The 19,262-nt window shown below is 60.6% G+C and carries 18 protein-coding genes; 13 read left to right on the top strand and 5 right to left on the bottom strand.

What is annotated here, in order from left to right; genetic code table 11:
* Positions 1-82 precede the first annotated feature (82 nt).
* From gmd to QME24_RS16480, 8 genes are all read left to right on the top strand, one after another.
* Positions 83-1,114, top strand: coding sequence for a GDP-mannose 4,6-dehydratase (gmd, locus tag QME24_RS16515; RefSeq protein WP_009685964.1), 1,032 nt, complete (start codon positions 83-85; stop codon positions 1,112-1,114).
* Positions 1,114-2,010, top strand: coding sequence for a GDP-mannose 4,6-dehydratase (locus QME24_RS16510; RefSeq protein WP_281690886.1), 897 nt, complete (start codon positions 1,114-1,116; stop codon positions 2,008-2,010). The genes gmd and QME24_RS16510 overlap by 1 nt, the downstream gene beginning before the upstream one ends.
* Positions 2,007-3,149: a glycosyltransferase family 1 protein gene (locus QME24_RS16505; protein ID WP_281690885.1), complete on the top strand. Its 1,143-nt coding sequence runs from the start codon at positions 2,007-2,009 to the stop codon at positions 3,147-3,149. Before QME24_RS16510 ends, QME24_RS16505 begins: the two co-directional genes overlap by 4 nt.
* Complete coding sequence (locus tag QME24_RS16500) at positions 3,146-4,255, top strand: glycosyltransferase family 4 protein (protein WP_281690884.1); 1,110 nt, start codon at positions 3,146-3,148, stop codon at positions 4,253-4,255. Before QME24_RS16505 ends, QME24_RS16500 begins: the two co-directional genes overlap by 4 nt.
* Before the next feature lie 140 nt (positions 4,256-4,395).
* Positions 4,396-5,367 (top strand): SDR family oxidoreductase, encoded by a 972-nt coding sequence (locus QME24_RS16495; protein WP_029885247.1) that lies wholly within the window; start codon positions 4,396-4,398, stop codon positions 5,365-5,367.
* A complete protein-coding gene (locus QME24_RS16490; protein ID WP_281690883.1) occupies positions 5,364-6,368 on the top strand; it encodes a glycosyltransferase family 4 protein in 1,005 nt (334 codons plus the stop codon). Before QME24_RS16495 ends, QME24_RS16490 begins: the two co-directional genes overlap by 4 nt.
* Before the next feature lie 105 nt (positions 6,369-6,473).
* Positions 6,474-8,480: a nucleoside-diphosphate sugar epimerase/dehydratase gene (locus QME24_RS16485; RefSeq protein WP_009685956.1), complete on the top strand. Its 2,007-nt coding sequence runs from the start codon at positions 6,474-6,476 to the stop codon at positions 8,478-8,480.
* Entirely contained in the window at positions 8,481-8,708 is a 228-nt protein-coding gene (locus tag QME24_RS16480; protein WP_054881467.1) for a hypothetical protein, read from the top strand.
* A gap of 47 nt (positions 8,709-8,755) precedes the next feature.
* Here QME24_RS16480 and kdsA read toward each other — a convergent pair whose 3' ends face one another.
* Together kdsA and QME24_RS16470 are read right to left on the bottom strand one after the other, a co-directional pair.
* Positions 8,756-9,598, bottom strand: a complete 843-nt coding sequence (gene kdsA / locus QME24_RS16475) for a 3-deoxy-8-phosphooctulonate synthase (RefSeq protein WP_009685954.1) — start codon at positions 9,596-9,598, stop codon at positions 8,756-8,758.
* A 304-nt stretch (positions 9,599-9,902) separates the two neighbouring features.
* Positions 9,903-10,178 (bottom strand): DUF3077 domain-containing protein, encoded by a 276-nt coding sequence (locus QME24_RS16470; RefSeq protein ID WP_009685953.1) that lies wholly within the window; start codon positions 10,176-10,178, stop codon positions 9,903-9,905.
* Positions 10,179-10,916: 738 nt separating this feature from the next.
* Between QME24_RS16470 and QME24_RS16465 the strand changes: the two genes are divergently transcribed.
* Complete coding sequence (locus QME24_RS16465) at positions 10,917-11,252, top strand: helix-hairpin-helix domain-containing protein (protein WP_029885250.1); 336 nt, start codon at positions 10,917-10,919, stop codon at positions 11,250-11,252.
* A gap of 253 nt (positions 11,253-11,505) precedes the next feature.
* Here QME24_RS16465 and QME24_RS16460 read toward each other — a convergent pair whose 3' ends face one another.
* Complete coding sequence (locus QME24_RS16460; protein ID WP_009685950.1) at positions 11,506-11,673, bottom strand: DUF2897 family protein; 168 nt, start codon at positions 11,671-11,673, stop codon at positions 11,506-11,508.
* A gap of 182 nt (positions 11,674-11,855) precedes the next feature.
* Here QME24_RS16460 and pyrF point away from each other — a divergent pair, with 182 nt between their 5' ends.
* Positions 11,856-12,557, top strand: coding sequence for an orotidine-5'-phosphate decarboxylase (gene pyrF, locus QME24_RS16455; protein WP_009685949.1), 702 nt, complete (start codon positions 11,856-11,858; stop codon positions 12,555-12,557).
* Positions 12,558-12,673: 116 nt separating this feature from the next.
* Positions 12,674-13,870 (top strand): O-antigen ligase family protein, encoded by a 1,197-nt coding sequence (locus QME24_RS16450; protein ID WP_033691015.1) that lies wholly within the window; start codon positions 12,674-12,676, stop codon positions 13,868-13,870.
* On the opposite strand, the gene QME24_RS16445 is transcribed toward QME24_RS16450, so the two are convergent.
* Both QME24_RS16445 and QME24_RS16440 read right to left on the bottom strand, forming a co-directional pair.
* Positions 13,867-14,757 carry a glycosyltransferase gene (locus QME24_RS16445; protein WP_009685947.1) on the bottom strand — a complete coding sequence of 297 codons (891 nt, stop codon included), beginning with the start codon at positions 14,755-14,757 and terminating at the stop codon, positions 13,867-13,869. The two genes, QME24_RS16450 and QME24_RS16445, sit on opposite strands and share 4 nt — an antisense overlap.
* A 314-nt stretch (positions 14,758-15,071) precedes the next feature.
* The gene (locus tag QME24_RS16440) at positions 15,072-16,073 is read right to left on the bottom strand and encodes an NADP-dependent oxidoreductase (protein WP_009685946.1); all 1,002 of its coding nucleotides are present in this window, start codon (positions 16,071-16,073) and stop codon (positions 15,072-15,074) included.
* A 177-nt stretch (positions 16,074-16,250) separates the two neighbouring features.
* Between QME24_RS16440 and QME24_RS16435 the strand changes: the two genes are divergently transcribed.
* A complete protein-coding gene (locus tag QME24_RS16435) occupies positions 16,251-17,012 on the top strand; it encodes an SDR family oxidoreductase (protein WP_009685945.1) in 762 nt (253 codons plus the stop codon).
* Positions 17,013-17,152: 140 nt separating this feature from the next.
* Positions 17,153-19,093, top strand: coding sequence for a methyl-accepting chemotaxis protein (locus tag QME24_RS16430; RefSeq protein WP_009685944.1), 1,941 nt, complete (start codon positions 17,153-17,155; stop codon positions 19,091-19,093).
* Positions 19,094-19,262: the final 169 nt, after the last annotated feature.

The following is a 19,262-nucleotide window of genomic DNA, read 5'->3' as shown; positions in this document are numbered from 1 at the left end:
TTTCACACGCGTGGCGGCAATGGCCCGCGTGGTTTTATCAATTACCATGCCCGCACGGCACTACCGGAGTTGGTTAAGTCGCATGAAAGCAATCGTTACTGGGATCACTGGTCAAGACGGCGCCTACCTGGCGGAACTGCTGCTGGAAAAGGGTTACACCGTTTACGGCACCTACCGTCGCACCAGCTCGGTCAACTTCTGGCGCATCGAGGAGTTGGGTATCCATACCAACCCTAACCTGCACCTGGTCGAATACGACCTCACCGACCTGTCGGCCAGCATCCGTTTGCTGCAAACCACCGAGGCCACCGAGGTATACAACCTCGCCGCGCAAAGCTTTGTGGGTGTGTCGTTCGAGCAACCGCTGACCACCGCCGAAATCACCGGCCTGGGCGCGGTCAACCTGCTCGAAGCCATTCGTATCGTTAACCCCAAGGCGCGCTTCTACCAGGCTTCCACCTCGGAAATGTTCGGCAAGGTGCAGGAAATTCCGCAGGTCGAAACCACCCCCTTCTACCCGCGCAGCCCTTACGGTGTGGCCAAGCTCTACGCTCACTGGATGACCATCAACTACCGTGAGTCGTACAACATCTTCGCCACCAGCGGCATCCTGTTCAACCACGAGTCGCCACTGCGTGGCCGTGAGTTCGTGACCCGCAAGATCACCGACTCGGTAGCCAAGATCAAGCTGGGCCTGCTGGACAAGCTGGAGCTGGGTAACCTCGACGCAAAACGTGACTGGGGCTTCGCAAAGGAATACGTAGAGGGCATGTGGCGCATGCTGCAGGCTGCCGAACCGGATACCTTCGTGCTCGCCACCAACCGTACCGAAACCGTACGCGACTTCGTTACCATGGCCTTCAAGGCAGTTGGTATTGAAATCAAGTGGAGCGGCAAAGACGAAGCAGAGCAGGGCAGCTGCGCTGCAACCGGTAAGGTACTGGTTGTCATCAACCCGAAATTCTACCGCCCAGCCGAAGTCGAACTGCTTATCGGCAACCCGGAAAAGGCCAAGAACGTGCTGGGCTGGGAGCCCAAGACCAGCCTCGAAGAGCTGTGCCGCATGATGGTCGAAGCCGACCTGCGTCGTAACGAACAAGGGTTCTCGTTCTGATGCAAATGGCCAGCAAACGCGCACTCATCACAGGTATACACGGGTTCACCGGCCGCTACATGGCGGCAGAACTACGAGCTGCTGGCTATGAAGTTTTCGGCACTGGCAGCCAGCCCCTGCAGGCCCCTGACTACCGTCAGGTCGACCTTGCCGACGGGCCTGGGTTGCGCGCGTTGCTGGCCGAACTGCAGCCGGATGTCATCGTCCATCTGGCTGCCATTGCTTTTGTAGGGCATGGTGCCGCCGACGCGTTCTATCAGGTCAACCTGATAGGTACGCGCAACCTGCTCGAAGCTATTGCGGCCTGCGGCAAAACACCCGAGTGTGTGTTGCTTGCCAGCAGTGCCAATGTTTACGGCAACGTTTCCGAAGGGCTGCTGAACGAGCAGACGCCGCCGGCGCCCGCCAATGATTACGCGGTCAGCAAACTGGCCATGGAATACATGGCCAGGTTGTGGTGCGATCGGCTGCCTATCGTTATCGCGCGGCCCTTCAACTACACCGGTGTTGGGCAGGCAGACAACTTCCTGCTACCCAAGATCGTCTCGCACTTTCGCCGCAAGGCCGAAGTGATCGAGCTTGGCAACCTGGATGTCTGGCGCGACTTCAGTGACGTGCGCGCGGTTGTCCAGGCCTATCGTGGCTTGATCGAAGCACGGCCGGTCGGGCAGGCGATCAATGTCAGTTCTGGTACAACCCATTCGTTGCGCGAAGTGATCGGCAAGTGCTCGGCTATCACTGGGCACCAACTCGAGGTACACGTGAATCCGGCGTTTGTCCGCGCTAACGAGGTCAAAACCCTGTGTGGTGACAACGCAAAGCTGCGGGCCTTGCTACCTGGCTGGGAAACCCCGTCGCTGGATGAAACGCTGGGTTGGATGCTTGCTGATAAATGAAGCTTATCCTTTCTGTAGAGTCGGTGCGCTTTCCGCTTACCGGCATTGGGCGTTATACCTATGAATTAGCCTCGCGGCTGCAGCACGCTGAGGAAATCAGCGAGTTGCGGCTGTTTGCTGGTCGCAAGTTTTTGCCCGAACTGGTTTCACCTTCTGACCAGTCCGACGCTGTGCACGGCCTGAAGCGCTTTGTGCAGAAAAACGCACTGGCTGTGGAAGTGTACCGGCGGTTGATGCCCATTCTGCGCAAGCAAGCGCTGCGCGGGCATGAAGACTTCATCTATCACAGTACCAACTTTTACCTGCCGCCATTTGCAGGTCCGCGGGTGGCGACGTTTCACGATTTGTCGCCGTTCACTTGGGCGCACTGCCATACGCCGCAAATCGCGCGGTATCTGCAAAAGGAGCTTACGCAAAGCCTCAAGCGTGCAGACGCCTTGATTACCGTATCGCATTGCATGCGACAGGAACTGGCAGACTATTTCAATTGGCCGCTGGACCGAATTCACGCGGTCCCCCTGGCCAGTTCGCCACAGTTTCACCCCCGCAGCCCGGGTGCCCTGCGCGAGGCCTTGGCCCGCCATGGCCTCGAACCGGGCGGCTATAGCCTGTTCGTCGGCACCATCGAGCCGCGCAAGAACATCGTCTCGCTACTGGATGCCTACAGTCGTCTTCCGCTCGCCCTGCGCCAACGCTGGCCGTTGATTCTTACCGGTTACCATGGTTGGCGCAGCGAAGCCATTCATGACCGTATCGCCCAGGCGCAGCAGCAGGGGTGGGCACGCTACCTCGGGTTCGTGGCCAGCGCAGACCTGCCTTTGCTGTTCGCCGGCGCGCGCCTGTTCACCTTCCCGTCGCATTACGAAGGGTTTGGCTTGCCGGTGCTCGAAGCCATGAGCTCCGGTGTGCCCGTGGTGTGCTCCAACAGCTCGTCGCTGCCGGAGGTGGCAGGCCCGGCTGCGCTGATGTGCGCACCTGATGATGTTGAAGGGTTGACTGCATTGTCGCAGCAAGGGCTTGAGGACGAAGCCTGGCGTGCAACGGCGGTGCAGCAGGGCCTGTTGCATGCCGGCGGCTTCTCGTGGGAGCGCTGTGCCCAGGCAACGGTCGAGGTTTACAAGTCGGTCAGGGAAAGATGATAAAGGTTCTGCATTTTTTCAAAACGTACTACCCGGACTCCATGGGCGGTATCGAGCAGGTAATCTTCCAGATTGCCGAAGGGACTCAAGCCCACGGCGTTGAACCTGAAGTGCTCTACCTCAGCCCACGGGGCTCAGGGCGTGACGAATGCGTGGCCAACCACCGCACCCATCGGGCCAAGCTGGATTTGCACGTCGCCTCCACGGGCTTCTCGCTGTCGGCAATGAAGGATTTTGCCGAACTCGCCAGGCAGGCAGACATCGTGCATTACCACTTCCCCTGGCCGTACATGGATGTTGTGCACTTCCTGGCCCGGCTGAACAAACCGACCGTGGTCAGCTACCACTCCGATATCGTCAAGCAAAAGTGGCTGCTCAAGCTCTACCAGCCCTTGATGCGGCGGTTCTTTTCCAGCGTTGATCGTATAGTTGCATCTTCGCCGAATTATGCCGCGCATAGCCCGGTGCTGACCCAGTTCAAAGACAAGGTCGCCATAATTCCCTATGGTCTGGACCGGTCCACTTACCCCGCCGCCAGTGCCGAGAAGCTGGCCTATTGGCGGCAACGCCTGGGCGAGCGTTTTTTCCTGTTCGTTGGCGCCTTGCGCTATTACAAGGGCCTGGATTATTTGCTGGAAGCCGCGCGTATCAACGGCTTGCCGGTGGTGATCATGGGGGGCGGCTTCCTTGAGCATCAGCTGAAGCAGCAGGCGGCGGAGGCGGGGTTGCACAATGTCCAGTTCCTGGGCGGGCTGCCGGATGACGACAAGGCGGCGTTGCTTGAACTGTGCTACGCCTTCGCTTTCCCGTCCCACCTGCGTTCGGAGTCGTTCGGCATCTCGCTGCTGGAGGCGGCCATGTATGGCAAACCGCTTATCTCCTGCGAAATGGGATCGGGCACAACGTTCATCAACCTGGCCGACGAGACGGGGCTGGTAGTGCCTCCACGCGATGCCGCAGCGCTGGCGCAAGCCATGCAACGGTTGTGGGACGATCCGGCCATGGCCCAAACCATGGGAGGGCGGGCGTTGCAGCGCTATGAGCAGGTATTCACCGCATCGGCCATGGCGTCTGGCTATGCCGAGCTCTATCGTAGCCTGCTTTAGCTGTTCACCCGCGCAGCCAAGCAGCAAGTCCGGTAGGCCATTGCGGCACCGAAGCGCGTTGCACGGTGGTGGATCGGGCAGTGGTTGCCCCTGGCAATTTCCGTTCAAACCTGCGCCCCGTTGACTCGAGACAGAGCTATATGGAAAAACGCACGATACTCGTTACAGGTGCAAGCGGCTTCATCGGCAGCGCGCTATGCCGTCAGCTGGCCAGTAACGTGGGCTTCGATACCCGAGCCGCACTGCGTGGCAATGGCCAGGCACCCGTTGCGGGTGCACAAGCGGTGCGCATCGCTGACCTCGCCGCCAGCACCGACTGGGCTGCAGCACTGGCCGGTGTCGATACTGTGGTGCATGCCGCTGCCCGGGTGCATGTCATGAAGGAAACTGCCAGCGACAGCCTGGCCGAGTTCCGTCGGGTCAATGTCGAGGGCACGCTCAATCTGGCCCGCCAGGCCGCTGCCGCAGGTGTAAGGCGCTTTATCTTCATCAGCTCGGTCAAGGTCAATGGTGAGCTCAGCCAGCCAGGCAAGCCGCTGCATGCTGATGATGTGCCGGCACCGCGGGATGCCTATGGGCTGTCCAAGCTCGAAGCAGAGCAGGGGTTGCGCCAGCTGGCAGCGACTACCGCGATGCAGGTGGTTGTGATTCGCCCTACGCTGGTCTACGGGCCGGGGGTCAAGGCCAATTTCCATAGCATGATGCGTTGGGTGCAGCGTGGTGTGCCACTGCCATTCGCAAAGGTCGACAACCGTCGCAGCCTGGTGTCGGTGGCCAACCTGGTCGACCTGATCATTACCTGCATTGACCATCCAAACGCCGCCAACCAGACCTTCATGGCCAGTGACGGGGAAGACGCTTCCCTCAGCCAACTGCTGCATGCCCTAGGTCGCGTGCTGGGGCAGCCGGCGCGCTTGCTACCTGTGCCGGTGGGGGTGTTGCATGGCGCAGCGCAGTTGGTGGGGCGGCGGGACCTCGCCCAGCGCCTGCTCGGCTCACTGCAGGTGGATATTGCCAAGAACCGGCAGTTGCTCGGCTGGTACCCTCCCTACACGTTGGAACAAGGACTGAAAATGACCGCTCAATCTTTGCTGGAAGCGCGCCGCCCATGATCTGGCTCGTTTTGGCGGCAGGCGTGGCAGCATGGTGGATGACGGCAGCGCTGCGGCGTTATGCGCTGTCCCGTAGCCTGATGGACATTCCCAATGCACGTAGCTCACACACACTGCCTACCCCGCGCGGCGGCGGCTTGAGCTTTGTGGTGGCTTTTCTGCTGGCAGCACTTTGTATGGCTATTGCAGGGCCTATCGCACCCTCCGTGGTGGTCGGGGTGCTGGGCGCCGGGGGGCTGGTGGCGGTGATCGGTTTCATGGACGACCACGGGCATATCGCTGCGCGCTGGCGCCTGTTGGGCCATTTTGCGGCTGCGGCCTGGGGCCTCGCTTGGCTGGGGGGCATGCCGCCCATCAATGTGTTTGGCTTTACGCTGGCCCCCTTGTGGCTGAGCAGCCTATTCGGCGCGCTGTACCTGGTATGGCTGCTGAACCTCTATAACTTCATGGATGGTATCGACGGCCTCGCCAGTGTCGAGGCCATCTGCGTTTGCGTGGGGGCCAGCCTGTTGTACTGGGTAACCGATCATGCTCATCACGCCTGGCTACCCCTGTTGCTGGCTGCCACGGTGGCCGGCTTCCTGTGCTGGAATTTCCCCCCCGCCCGCATCTTCATGGGTGATGCGGGCAGTGGTTTCCTCGGTATGGTGCTGGGCCTGCTGGCGTTACTGGCAGGTTGGGTAAACCCGCTATTATTCTGGGGGTGGTTAATACTTTTGGGTGTGTTCGTGGTGGATGCCACATTTACCTTGGTTCGGCGTTTGCTGCGCGGCGACAAGGTTCACCAAGCGCATCGCAGCCATGCTTACCAGTACGCGACCCGTCACCACGGCAGCCACCGCACAGTCACCTTGGCCGTGGCGGCCATCAACCTGGGTTGGCTGTTACCCGTGGCTATGGTGGTCGTGGTATTTCAGCTCGATGGTGCACTGGGAACCTTGGTGGCCTACGTACCTCTGATAGTGTTGGCGTTAATCTATAAAGCAGGGGAAAAAGAATAGGATGAGCAAGCTCCCAAGGCATCCAGCAGGTGAACCTACCCTGCGCCTGGCCCCTGAAACGCCGCCGGCAGTCATTCGCAGCCTGTTTGCGCTGAGGCATGCCAGATGAGCGCAGCGAAGAACAGCAGGGTGCGTGAATACCTCGTCAATCTGTCCAGGCGGCAAAAACGCCTGGTGCAAGTGTGCGCCGACGTGGTGTTGATCTGGCTAGCACTGTGGTTGTCGTTCATCGTGCGCCTGGGCATCGACGAGATGTACAACCCTATAGTCGAGCATCGCTGGCTGTTCATGGCTGCACCGGTAGTGGCCATTCCGCTGTTCATTCGCTTTGGCATGTACCGGGCGGTAATGCGTTATTTCGGTAATGACGCCTTGGTCGCCATCATCAAGGCGGTCACCCTGTCATCGCTGATATTGGCCGTGGTTGTGTATTGGTACAGCAACCACCAGGTCCTTGTCCCTCGCTCCATCGTGTTCAACTATTGGTGGTTGAGCATGGTGATCATTGGCGGGTTGCGCCTGGTCATGCGCCAGTATTTCATGGGTGACTGGTTTACCGGCGCCCATCAGATACCGTTCGCCAGCCGCGATGACGGCTTGGTCAAAGTGGCCATCTACGGCGCTGGCACGGCCGGCAACCAGTTGCTTGCAGCACTGCGCATGGGCCGTGTAATGCGTCCGGTGGCGTTCATCGATGACGATGGCGATCTGGCCAATCGGGTTATTTCCGGCTTGCAGGTCTACAAACCGAAGCATCTGCAGCAGATGATCAAGGAAACCGGAGCGCAAGAGATCCTGTTGGCCCTGCCTTCCGTGTCGCGCGCCCGGCGCAAAGAGATACTGGCCCTGCTTGAGCCGTACCCGCTGCATGTGCGCAGTGTGCCGGCCTTTGCCGACCTGGCCAGTGGCCGGGTCAAGGTAGATGACATTCAGGATGTCGACATTGCCGACCTGCTTGGGCGGGACCCAGTGCCAGCCCAGGAAGATCTGCTCGAACGCTGTATTCACAAGCAAACGGTCCTGGTTACCGGGGCAGGGGGCTCCATAGGCTCTGAGCTTTGCCGCCAGATCATCGGGCTCGGGCCTACTACCTTGCTGCTGTTCGATCATAGTGAGTACAACCTGTACGCGATTCTTACCGAACTGGAGCAGCGCATTGCACGCGAATCGCTTTCGGTGAGGCTGTTGCCCATTCTGGGCTCAGTGCGTAATCAGCAACATCTGGCAGATGTGATGGCGACCTGGCGTGTGGCCACTGTCTATCATGCGGCCGCTTACAAGCATGTGCCGATGGTTGAGCACAACATGGCCGAGGGCATTCTGAATAATGTCTATGGCACGCTCTGTACGGCGCAGGCGGCTTTGCAGTCAGGTGTCGCGAACTTTGTGCTCATCTCCACCGACAAGGCAGTACGGCCTACCAATGTAATGGGCGGCACCAAGCGGCTGTCGGAGTTGATTTTACAGGCCCTCAGCCGCGAGACGGCTCCCGTGTTGTACGGTGACAGCAGCAAGGTTGCGCGGGTCAATAAAACCCGCTTCACCATGGTGCGGTTTGGCAACGTACTGGGCTCCTCTGGCTCGGTGATACCGTTGTTTCACAAGCAGATCAAAAGCGGTGGCCCGATTACGGTTACGCACCCAAAAATCACCCGCTATTTCATGACTATCCCCGAAGCTGCCCAATTGGTCGTGCAGGCCGGGGCTATGGGCCAAGGCGGGGACGTCTTCGTTCTTGACATGGGCGAGCCGGTGAAAATCGTGGAGCTGGCCGAAAAAATGATTCACCTGTCGGGCCTTAGCGTGCGTAGTCCAGCGAACCCCAGCGGCGATATCGCAATTGAGTTCACAGGGTTGCGCCCGGGGGAGAAACTGTTTGAAGAGCTGTTGATCGGTGACGACGTTTCTCCTACGGTTCACCCCATGATCATGGTTGCGAATGAAGACTACATAAGCTGGGATCTTTTGCGTGACCGTTTGGGTGTATTGCTCAATGCCGTGGCCGTGGATGACTTTGCTCGTATCCGTCAATTACTGAGGGAATTGGTCAACGGGTACGCGCCATCAGGTGAGATTGTCGACTGGATCTACCAGCAACAACAAAAAAGCTAATTGCTGCTTTTCGGCCTGCGCCGTGCTTTGCTGAAGGGTAACCAGGTCATTCACTCCACCGTTATCGAAACCATGAAGTTGAACCCTTATACCATCGCGGCAGATTGCCGCGTGTCGGTCGCTGAAGCCTACATGCTGGAAAACAAGATCCGTGCCTTGATGGTGGTGGACCCCGGCGGCGCGATTGTCGGTGTTGTTGACACTTTCGACGGCAACCCTAGGTCTTGATACACGGCCGCTTCTGACGCAGAAGCGGCCCAGTTCATCATCGCAGCTTAAGCAATGGTCAACGGCGGGAACGACTTGACCAGATCATCGAGCGCCTTGATTTGCGCGAGGAAGGGTTCCAGCTTGTCCAGTGGCAGGGCGCTGGGGCCGTCACACTTGGCTTGATCAGGGTTAGGGTGGGCTTCGAGGAACAGGCCGGCCAGGCCCACGCCCATTCCCGCACGCGCCAGCTCTACCACCTGCTCACGCCTGCCCCCGGAAGCCGCGCCGGATGGGTCACGGTTTTGCAGGGCATGGGTGACGTCAAAGATGATCGGCAGGTCTTCGCAGGTGCGTTTCATGACGCCGAAGCCAAGCATGTCCACGACCAGGTTGTCGTAGCCCATGCAAGTGCCCCTGTCACACAAGATCAGCTGGTCATTACCCGCTTCCTTGAACTTGTGCACGATGTTCTGCATTTGCGACGGGCTAAGGAATTGCGGCTTTTTGATATTCACTGGCTTGCCGGTTTTGGCAAGGGCGACCACCAGGTCTGTCTGGCGGGCGAGGAAGGCCGGCAGCTGCAGTACATCGACCACTTCCGCGACCGGGGCCGCCTGGTAGATTTCGTGAACGTCGGTGATGATCGGTACGCCGAACTCGGCCTTCACCTTTTCGAAGATCCGCAGCCCTTCCTCCATGCCGGGGCCACGGTAGGAGTGGATCGATGAGCGGTTCGCTTTATCAAAGCTGGCTTTGAACACATACGGGATGCCCAGCTTCTGTGTGACGCGCACGTATTCGGCACAGGCGGTCAGCGCCAGGTCTTCAGACTCGAGAACATTGATGCCGCCGAACAGCACAAAAGGAGCCGAGTTGGAGCATTCGATGGTGGAGTTGATCTTGATCATTTTTTACTCGATAGGCCCAAAGGGCAGCCATTGGGACATGGCAAGTGAATTGTAGTCAGCATGCCCTTGCTAACTGCGGACGGGGGGATTCTACAATCTTTCAGCCGCTCTTTGAGCATGAGCGGATAGGGGAGCTTTTGGCCGGCTCGTATGCATTCACTTTCCGTCGGGGGTATCGCCGCATTTGCCTGCTGTCCAACCGCCGGGTGCGGAAAACCGCACCTCCGGTGGTGTGGACGGGCGACGGGCTTGTCCCGTTACCGCGACCCGATCACTGGGTTTGGATTGCCTGGTGGCAGTGCTTTTAGTGGCGTTTGTTCTTGGCAATTTCGATGTCGTTCATCAGGGCCTTGGCCAGGGCCAGTAGGTAATCCGCTGCGCCCAGCATCTTGTGGTCATCCTCCATGTCGCCTTCGCGTACCAGGTGCTTGCAGTAGCCTAGCAGCACGGAGACATGCTCATACGCATCGTCTACCGGAACGCCGGGCTGCACGCGCAGCAGGTCCAGGGTGGGGTTGCCGGCTTCGAGGAAGGTTTCGATGCCTGCGGTTAGGATGGGGGCTTGGTCGTGGTTTTTCATGGCTGTAGCTCCTGAAAAGTGGAACCGCCACGCGGATCTTTCTCACGGATCAGGGTGGCAGTCGTACACGGGGTGAGAAACCGAGGGAGCTACAAAGCCCGGCCAGACCGTAGTCTGCCCGCGTACGACTGCCATTACAGTCAAGCCAGATAACTCGCGTCGGGTTCTCACACCCGGTCACCAAATCGGCGACCCGGTGAAGTTATCCCTAGGGCATTTCCCCGGCTATTCAGCTGCTTCTGACCGGAGCGTAGGATAGTTCGCTTGTTGTCCAAAGCTGAAGAGGCGGGGAAGCGTTTCAGGAAAGTCTGACATAATTGATTTCGACAGATTGACTGGTCCCATCGGGATCGAAGGCCAGGGCAAGGTCGATGTCTTGTAACGCGGCGTCCCATTCCACCTCCACCGACAACAGTGGCAAGGTCAGGCTTCCGGTTCTTGGGGCATTGTGCGGCGTGCCTTGTGGGAAAACAGCCGGCTAATGGTGGGCAGGCGCTTGCGGAGATTTAGGCATTTGCCCTCACGTCGGTCGGCAGAGCCATGCCTCAGTGAGGACGACGCCTAAGGGGGGGCTGTGAACTCGGTTTGAGGGTCGGCGAGGTTGATAGGCTTGTTGACGGATCTGGTAACCATTCGCTGCCGGGCGTGGGTGTTTTGCTTCCGGGTTAGTCGCTAGGGTTGTTGGCACAGCCGAAGGAAACCGGCTGCTGTAAAAGACCAACCCAAGGAGTGTTCACCATGCGTAACAACGTTCTGTCGTACCTGCTGCTGCCGCTGTTCGCCAGCCTGTCCTTTTCCCTCAGTGCCGCCCCGGCCAATACGGCAGCGGTTGCCGAACCGGTGCCCATAGTCAGCCAGCAGCAGGTGCAGCAGCCGCAACGGCTGGACCTGAACAAGGCCGATGCCCTCACACTACAGAAGGAGCTGAATGGCATTGGCAAGGCCAAGGCCGAGGCTATTGTGGCCTACCGCGAAGCGAATGGGCCGTTTGCCTCGGTGGATGAGTTGCTGGAGATCAAGGGGATAGGCAATGCCCTGCTGGAGCGCAACCGGGATAAGGTGATGGTGGAGTAACTGCAGGAGGGGCAGGGGGCGTGCCAGTCAGTTAAGTAATTTGGGGCCGCTTTGCGACCCTTCGCGGGCACGCCCGCTCCCACAGGGTATCGCACATTTCTTGAGTTCGGCGCCAAACCTGTGGGAGCGGGCGTGCCCGCGAAGGGCTGCAAAGCAGCCCCAGTAACGCTTAACTAACAGGCACTACCCCCCAGCCCTGTTTATAAGTGGCCGTAAAAAACAATCCTCGCGCCCCGGGCAACGGCGGGCCGTCTCAGCGATCCCGCGCATCCTTGGCATCTGCCTCGGCGTTGCGCTCATGCACCTTGCGCAGTTGCTCATCGGTAAGCGGCAGTTTCTTGGCCGTGTCGCGCAACATCATCAACCCGCCGACGATGGAGCCAAGGGCTATGATGAGGATCAGCCAGGCATACCAGGGCATTGTCGTTCTCCTTTGATCGGGCCATGGGCAACGCGTGTGTAAAGTTTGAGCAATTACCCGTTCCGTTGGTTCAATTATAGGTGCCGGCCCGTGCCGGGCCAATTCCGTGACCTGCGGGCCCCAAAGCCCGCGCCACTTCGTTTACAATGCGCGCCGTTTTCGACTTGCCAAGAGACCCTGCCATGTCCGCCTGCCAGACGCCCCTGATCGTCGCCCTGGATTTCCCGACCCGTGATGCCGCCCTGAAGCTGGCTGACCAGCTTGACCCTGCGCTGTGCCGGGTAAAGGTGGGCAAAGAGCTGTTCACCAGCAGCGCTTCGGGCATTGTCGAAACCCTGTGCGCCAAGGGCTTCGAAGTGTTCCTCGACCTCAAGTTCCACGACATCCCCAACACCACGGCCATGGCGGTAAAGGCAGCGGCCGAAATGGGGGTGTGGATGGTCAACGTGCATTGCTCCGGTGGCCTGCGCATGATGGCGGCCTGCCGCGAAGAACTGGCCAAGCGCAGCGGCCCGCAGCCGTTGCTGATTGGCGTGACCGTGCTGACCAGCATGGAACGTGAAGACCTGGCCGACATCGGCCTGGATGTAGACCCGCAAGAGCAGGTATTGCGACTGGCGGCATTGGCGCAGAAAGCGGGCATGGACGGGCTGGTTTGCTCGGCGCTGGAGGCACCGGCCTTGAAGGCGGCGCACCCCGCGCTGCAGTTGGTGACCCCGGGTATTCGCCCAGCGGGTAGCGCGCAGGATGACCAGCGCCGCATCCTCACCCCGCGCCAAGCGCTGGATGCCGGCTCGGATTACCTGGTGATCGGCCGGCCCATCAGCCAAGCGGCAAACCCTGGCCAGGCGCTGTCAGCCGTTGTTGCCGAAATTCGCAACTGAGTGCCGAGCCATCGTTGGGCCAAAGCCTTGCGCGTTAGGCGCTCTGTTCACATGCCTGTGTTACGGTCACATCGAGTAAGCAGCCCGTGAGTTCCCCACTCTTGTCGAGAACGTCAATGTCAGCCGATGTATTAGTCGAATCCCCGGCCCAGCGCTGGGGAAGGAAGGTCAACAGCTATGTTCTCCCTTTGGGTTGGCTGGTCATGCTCACGGGCATGTTCTGGGTGGGGGAACGTTCTCTCTACCACAAGCTGTTCTATATCCTGCTGGCAGTGCCAACCTTGGTGGCGCTGCTGTTGCAGCCGGCAATGCTGAAAAAGCTGGCCGGCAATCCTTTATTCATCGCATTCCTGGTGTTTTGTGCGTACACCATGCTGAGCATTGCATGGTCCGACTCGGCCAACTCCGCAGGGAGCTTGCTGAAAAGGCCGTTGTACATCGCCATGGTGCTGCTATCGGCAGGCATGATCAGCCTGCATGCCCCAGCCCATCTTCAGCAGTGCGTGCGCATCGCTGCAACTCTGGTAGGGATAGCGGCGGCCCTGTACCTCGGCTATTTCCTGCTTTACCAACGGCCAGCGGGTGCCAGCCGGCTGGAAGGTTACGGGGCCCTGTACAACCCTCTACTAACCGCTCATGTGCTGGGCGCTTTCACAGCCGTATGGCTGGCGTACTGGTTCCAGGCAAAACGCGTGCTCGACCCGATGTCGCTGGTGTGGCTGGCGATCTTGGGCGCCACGGTAGTAGCCACAGGTTCACGGACACCTTTGATGGGCCTGGGCGCGGCATTGGCGTGGCTGATTATCGTCGGCGACCGTAAACGCGGTCTGTTGGCGCTGGCTGCAGTGTTGGTCGCGCTGCTGGGCATGGTGGTGGTCTACCCGGAGGCCATCACGCAGCGGGGCTTGTCCTATCGCCCGGCCATTTGGCTGGAGGCGCTGCGCCAGATTGGCGAGCATCCGTGGCTGGGGCATGGTTACGACACGCCCATGACCGTGATTATTCCGGGCCTCGCGCAAACGCTTGCCGACCCCCATAACATCGAGTTGGGCGTGCTGTACGCGGGCGGGGTGGTGGGCCTGGTGCTGTGGATGACGATCTACAGCCTGGCCATGTACTTCTGCTGGAATTATCGCAAGCACCCTGGCGTAACGCTGGCTGCCACCTGGCTGATCTTCGGGTTTGTTTCGGGCCTGACTGAAGGCAGTGCATTCATGTCACGCCCGAAAGAGCATTGGTTTCTGATCTGGATTCCGTTGGCGCTGGTCTACGGGCAGTCACTGATCCATTGGCAGCGCGGCCGCGTTACTTAAGACCAGAGCAACCGCCACAGCCCGCGCAGGGTCTTGCGGTTCCAGTACCTGAGCGGGATTTGCGCAAGCATTTCCCGGCTCAGCGCTTTGTCCCGGTTGGCGTACTTCAATAGCATGGAGTTGCGGAATTTCATGCAAACCTGCTCGTACTGCGGGTGGTCGCTGAACACTGCAAAGGTTCGCAGTACGTTATCAACCATGAAGCGGCCGTTCTTGAAGGTATTGGTAGGGTGGTCACGGTACTGCGCCAGTACTTCACCCAACACGTCGATGTAATAACCGGCCCGAGCAATCGACAACTCGATGTAAACGTCTTCCAGGCGGATATCCGGGTTGAAGCCACCTACCTTTTCCAGGGCCTCACGGCGCAGCATCAAAGTGGCTGCCATGGGCCCTGGCTTGCGGTCGAGGAACAAGTCGTCGAAGTCCAGGCGGCGGAAGGGCAGGTTGCGGTTGCGCTGCTCACGGGCACCCATCACCTTGCCGTCCTGGTCGATGGTTTCGATGTTGGCTGAGCAAATTCCCACCTCGGGCTTGCCCTGCATATACGCCACCTGGGTGGCGATACGGTGCGCAAGCATGATGTCGTCAGAGCCAAAAGGCACTATCAGGTCGCCCTTGGCTTGCGCGATCGCATCGTTGAGGGTGCGTGCCAGGCCCTGGTTGGCCTGCAGGCGTAGGTAGAAACCGTGCTGCTGCTGCAAACGCTTGAGCAATGCGGGGCTGTCGTCCTTGGAACCGTCATCGATCACCAGAAGCTCGATATTCTTGTAGGTCTGGTTGATGACGCTCATGATGCTGGCTTCGATGTAGCGCGCATGGTTGTAAGACGCGATGATCACTGTCACCAACGGATTGTCAGTAACGGCGTGATTCTCAGAACACATTTCAAACCCCTAGCGTTGATCCGTTTTGTCTGACGCTTAGGTGCAGACTGCCTGTTTGCCCAGGCCTGAAGTGATGGTAATCCAATGTCTTGCTCAGGCTTTACCCATTCTAAATGAAGGGGCAACGAAGGGATACGGCAGGTATCGGACAGGCAAGGTCAACCTGTGAATCCGGTACGCCGAAGGGTGCTGCAATTCGCGGCGCCAGCAGGGCCACGGGCGCCTGCTGAGCGTGCGGGAATGAGGGGGGCTGTGCTGCGCAGCCCGGCGTGAAGCCAGGCCGCAACTTCCGGGGGCTGCGCATTCGGGTAGGGTTAAACCTTCAGCACCAACTTGCCGAAATTCTCACCGTTGAACAGCTTCAGCAAGGTCTCTGGGAAGGTCTCCAGCCCCTCCACCACATCTTCCTTGCTTTTCACCTGCCCGTTGGCCAGCCACCCGGCAATTTCCTGTGCGGCCTTGCCGTACTCCTTGGTGTGGTCCATCACCACAAAACCTTCCATGCGCGCGCGGTTCACCAGCAATGCCAGGTAGTTAGCCGGGCCCTTCACCGCTTCCTTGTTGTTGTACTGGCTGATGGCGCCGCAAATCACGATGCGTGCCTTGAAGTTGATGCGCGTCAGCACCGCGTCCAGAATCTCGCCGCCCACGTTGTCGAAGTACACGTCCACGCCTTTCGGGCATTCGCGCTTCAAACCGGCCAGCACGTCTTCGGCCTTGTAGTCGATCACCCCGTCAAAGCCCAGTTCGTCCTTCAGGTACTGGCACTTCTCGGCGCCGCCAGCAATGCCCACCACGCGGCAACCCTTCACTTTGGCAATCTGCCCGACAATGCTGCCCACCGCACCGGCCGCGCCGGAAATCACCACGGTGTCGCCAGCCTTGGGCTGGCCCACTTCCAGCAGGGCGAAGTAGGCGGTCATGCCGGTCATGCCCAGCGCCGACAGGTAGCGTGGCAGCGGCGCCAGGTTGGGGTCGATTTTGTGCAGGCCCTGGGGCTCGCCGGTGAAGTAGTCCTGCACGCCCAGCGCGCCGCTTACATGGTCGCCGGCCTTGAAGTCCGGGTGGTTGGAGGCCACTACCTCGCCCACGCCCAGCGCGCGCATCACCTGGCCCAGGGCCACCGGCGGAATGTAGGACTTGCCTTCGTTCATCCAGCCGCGCATGGCGGGGTCCAGCGACAGGTACAGGTTGCGCACCAGCACCTGGCCTTCGCCGGGTTGCTCGGCAGGTACGGTCTCGTAGCTGAAGTCGTCTCGGCGCACGGCACCCACCGGGCGTTTGGCGAGCAGGAAGCGGCGGTTGGTTTGGCTCATGACGGGGTCCTTGTAGGCAGTGGAGGGAAACAGGGCTTCAATCTACCCTGTTGATGAATACAGGTCCTTAATATCACTGACAAGCATGCCAGCCCAAATGCTCATGTGATGATGCTGCCCCGCCAGACAACGCCTGACTATGCTCTGAACCCCACCATACCGTCACAGGAGCGCGCGATGAGCATGACCTTTTCTGGCCAGGTAGCCCTGGTTACCGGCGCGGCGGCCGGCATTGGCCGGGCAACCGCCCTGGCGTTCGCCCAGCAGGGTTTGAAGGTGGTAGTGGCCGACCGCGACACGGTCGGCGGTGAAGCCACCGTAGCGCTTGTCCAGGCAGCGGGGGGCCAGGCGCTGTTCATTGCCTGCGACGTAACCCGTGACGCATCGGTGCGTCAGTTGCACGACGAGCTGATGGCTGCCTATGGCCGGCTCGACTACGCCTTCAACAACGCCGGTATCGAGATCGAGCAGCATCGCCTGGCCGACGGCAGCGAGGCCGAGTTCGACGCCATCATGGGCGTGAACGTGAAGGGGGTGTGGTTGTGCATGAAGTACCAGCTGCCGTTGCTGCTGGCCCAGGGCGGCGGGGTGATCGTGAATACCGCTTCGGTGGCAGGGCTGGGCGCGGCGCCGAAGATGAGCATCTACAGTGCCAGCAAGCATGCGGTCATCGGCCTGACCAAGTCGGCGGCCATCGAGTACGCCAAGAAGGGCATCCGCGTGAACGCGGTGTGCCCGGCGGTGATCGACACCGACATGTTCCGCCGCGCCTATGAAGCTGACCCGCGCAAGGCTGAATTCGCCGCGGCCATGCACCCGGTCGGGCGCATTGGCAAGGTGGAGGAAATTGCCAGTGCGGTGCTGTACTTGTGCAGCGACGGCGCGGCGTTCACCACTGGCCACTGCCTGACCGTGGACGGTGGGGCGACAGCGATCTGATGAAACCGACTTCAGCGCAGCTAAAAGCGACAAGACATAGCTATTTGACACTATTCTGACGTCAGGCCCTTGTTCAGCAGCAGGCAACGTTGCCAACCTTGGCCTTCGGGTTAACCTCGCAAGCACAAGGGGAATGGGCAATGGGCGCGAGCAAGCATGGTGTGCTGGCCAACCTGGGCATGGCCCGTAAACTGGGGCTGGGCTTTGCCCTGGTGCTGCTGCTGACACTGGCGGTCGCAGCCATTGGTGTTGCGGCGTTATACAGCGTGGGCCAGCGCTTCGACAGCTTGCGCCAGCTGGCCCAGTTCAATACCGACCTGCTGCGCTTGCGCCAGCACGAACAGGCATTTGCCCTGCGTTCCGACCTGAAACAGGCCGAGGCGCTGCGCAGCGGCCTCAAGGGCCTGGCCGAGCGCGCCAGTACCCTGCCGGCGCTGACGGCGGCAGAGTCCGACCTGGCGGCCTACGGCCAGGCATTCGAGGCCTTCGTGCAGGCGGTGCAGGCCAAGGAGCTGGCGCTGGACATGGCCAGCTGGTCGGTGTCCAGCGTGGCCAATAACCTGGATGTGCTGCAGGCCGGCCTGGCCGACGATGGCGTGTACACCCTCAAGCAGTCCCAAGGCCAGCAGGGCGGAGAGTTTCTCGAGCAAGCCGGGCAGGTGGCACAGGTGTCGCGGCTGATGCTGCAGGCCATGGACGAAGCGCGGGTGCGCCTGGAGCAAAGCCGCAAGGGCGAAGAGGGTGTCAGTAAAGAGCGCATTGCCCAAACCGTCGAGGCGGCCAGCCTGGTCGGCCAGCTGCAGGGCGCCATCGCCGATGCCGGTTACCAGAGCGTGCTGGGCGAAGTGGCGGGGCACATCGGCAGCTTCTCGGAAAAGCTCAACGAATACACCGACGAGTTGGCCCGTGAACAAGGGTTGAAGGACCAGTTGCAGGCCAGTGCCGAGCAGGTCACCGGGCGCGTCGACCAGGCCTACCTGGCGCAGGAGCAGGCCCTGCAGGGCGAGCTGCAGCGCAATGCCCTGGCCATTGGCCTGGCCACGGTGCTGGCGCTGTTGGCCGGCGTGCTGGCGGCCTGGTTGATTACCCGCGCTGTGGTTGGCCCGCTCAAGCATGTGATCGCCCGCGCCCAGCGCATTGCTGCGGGCGAGCTGGCGTTCGATGCCCAGGCGCCGCGGCGTGACGAAGTGGGGCAGTTGATGCAGGCCATGCAGCAGATGGCCGCGGGGCTGGCCGGTATTGTCAGTGGCTTGCAGCAGGGCATCGAGCAACTGGCAGGCAGTGCCCAGGCGCTGTCGGCGGTGACCGAACAGACCAACCGTGAGGTGGGCAGCCAGAAAGAGGAAACCGAACAGGTCGCCACCGCCATGCAACAGATGACCGCCACCGTGCACGATGTGGCGCGCAACGCCGAAGAAGCGGCCCAGGCGGCCGAGTCGGCAGACGCCAAGGTCGGCTCGGGCCAGCAGGTGGTGCGCCAGAGCATGCAGCGCATCGAACAACTGGCCGCCGCGGCGGAAACCGCCAGTGCCGGCATCGACAGCCTCAGTGCCGAAATCCATACCATTGGCGATGTGCTGGAAGTGATCAAGAGCGTGGCCGAGCAAACCAACCTGCTGGCGCTGAACGCCGCCATCGAAGCTGCCCGGGCCGGTGAGCAGGGGCGCGGTTTTGCCGTGGTGGCCGATGAGGTGCGGGCGCTGGCCAAGCGTACCCGCCAGTCCACCGAGCAGATCGAGACCCTGGTGGCCAGCTTGCGCGGCAATGCGCAGCAGTCGGTGGCGCAGATCCGCGGCAGTGCCGAACTGGTGCGTATGGCGGTGGCTGACGCGTTGCACACCGAAAGTGCGCTGGGCAGCATTGCCGCGGCAGTGTCGTTGATTCAGCAGATGAACCAGCAGATCGCCGCGGCAGCCGAGCAGCAGAGTTCGGTGGCCGAAGAGATCAGCCGCAGCGTCACACAGATCCGCGGCAGTGCCGACCAGGCGGCCTTGGCCATGCAGGACAATGCCCGGTCAAGTGTGGAGCTGGCGCAGTTGGGCACCGACCTGAAGGGGATGGTGGGGCATTTCAGGTTGTAGCCCAGGGGGGGGCTGGCGATGGCATCAGGGTTGCCAGGTGCTCGCCGTAGCATCTTCAGCGCCTGTGAGATCGAGCGCCGCCCGCGCGGCGCATCGCGAGCTGCGCTCGCTCCTTGTATGTTGTGACTGGCCTGGCGGGAGAAGTTATTCTCGTCAGGCTGAAGAAGCA

Origin of the sequence: Pseudomonas sp. PARCl1, assembly GCF_947311875.1 — a bacterium.
GTDB classification, from domain to species: domain Bacteria; phylum Pseudomonadota; class Gammaproteobacteria; order Pseudomonadales; family Pseudomonadaceae; genus Aquipseudomonas; species Aquipseudomonas juntendi.
The sequence above is the reverse complement of the archived record's forward strand: the minus strand, read 5'-3'. Positions and strand labels throughout refer to the sequence as shown.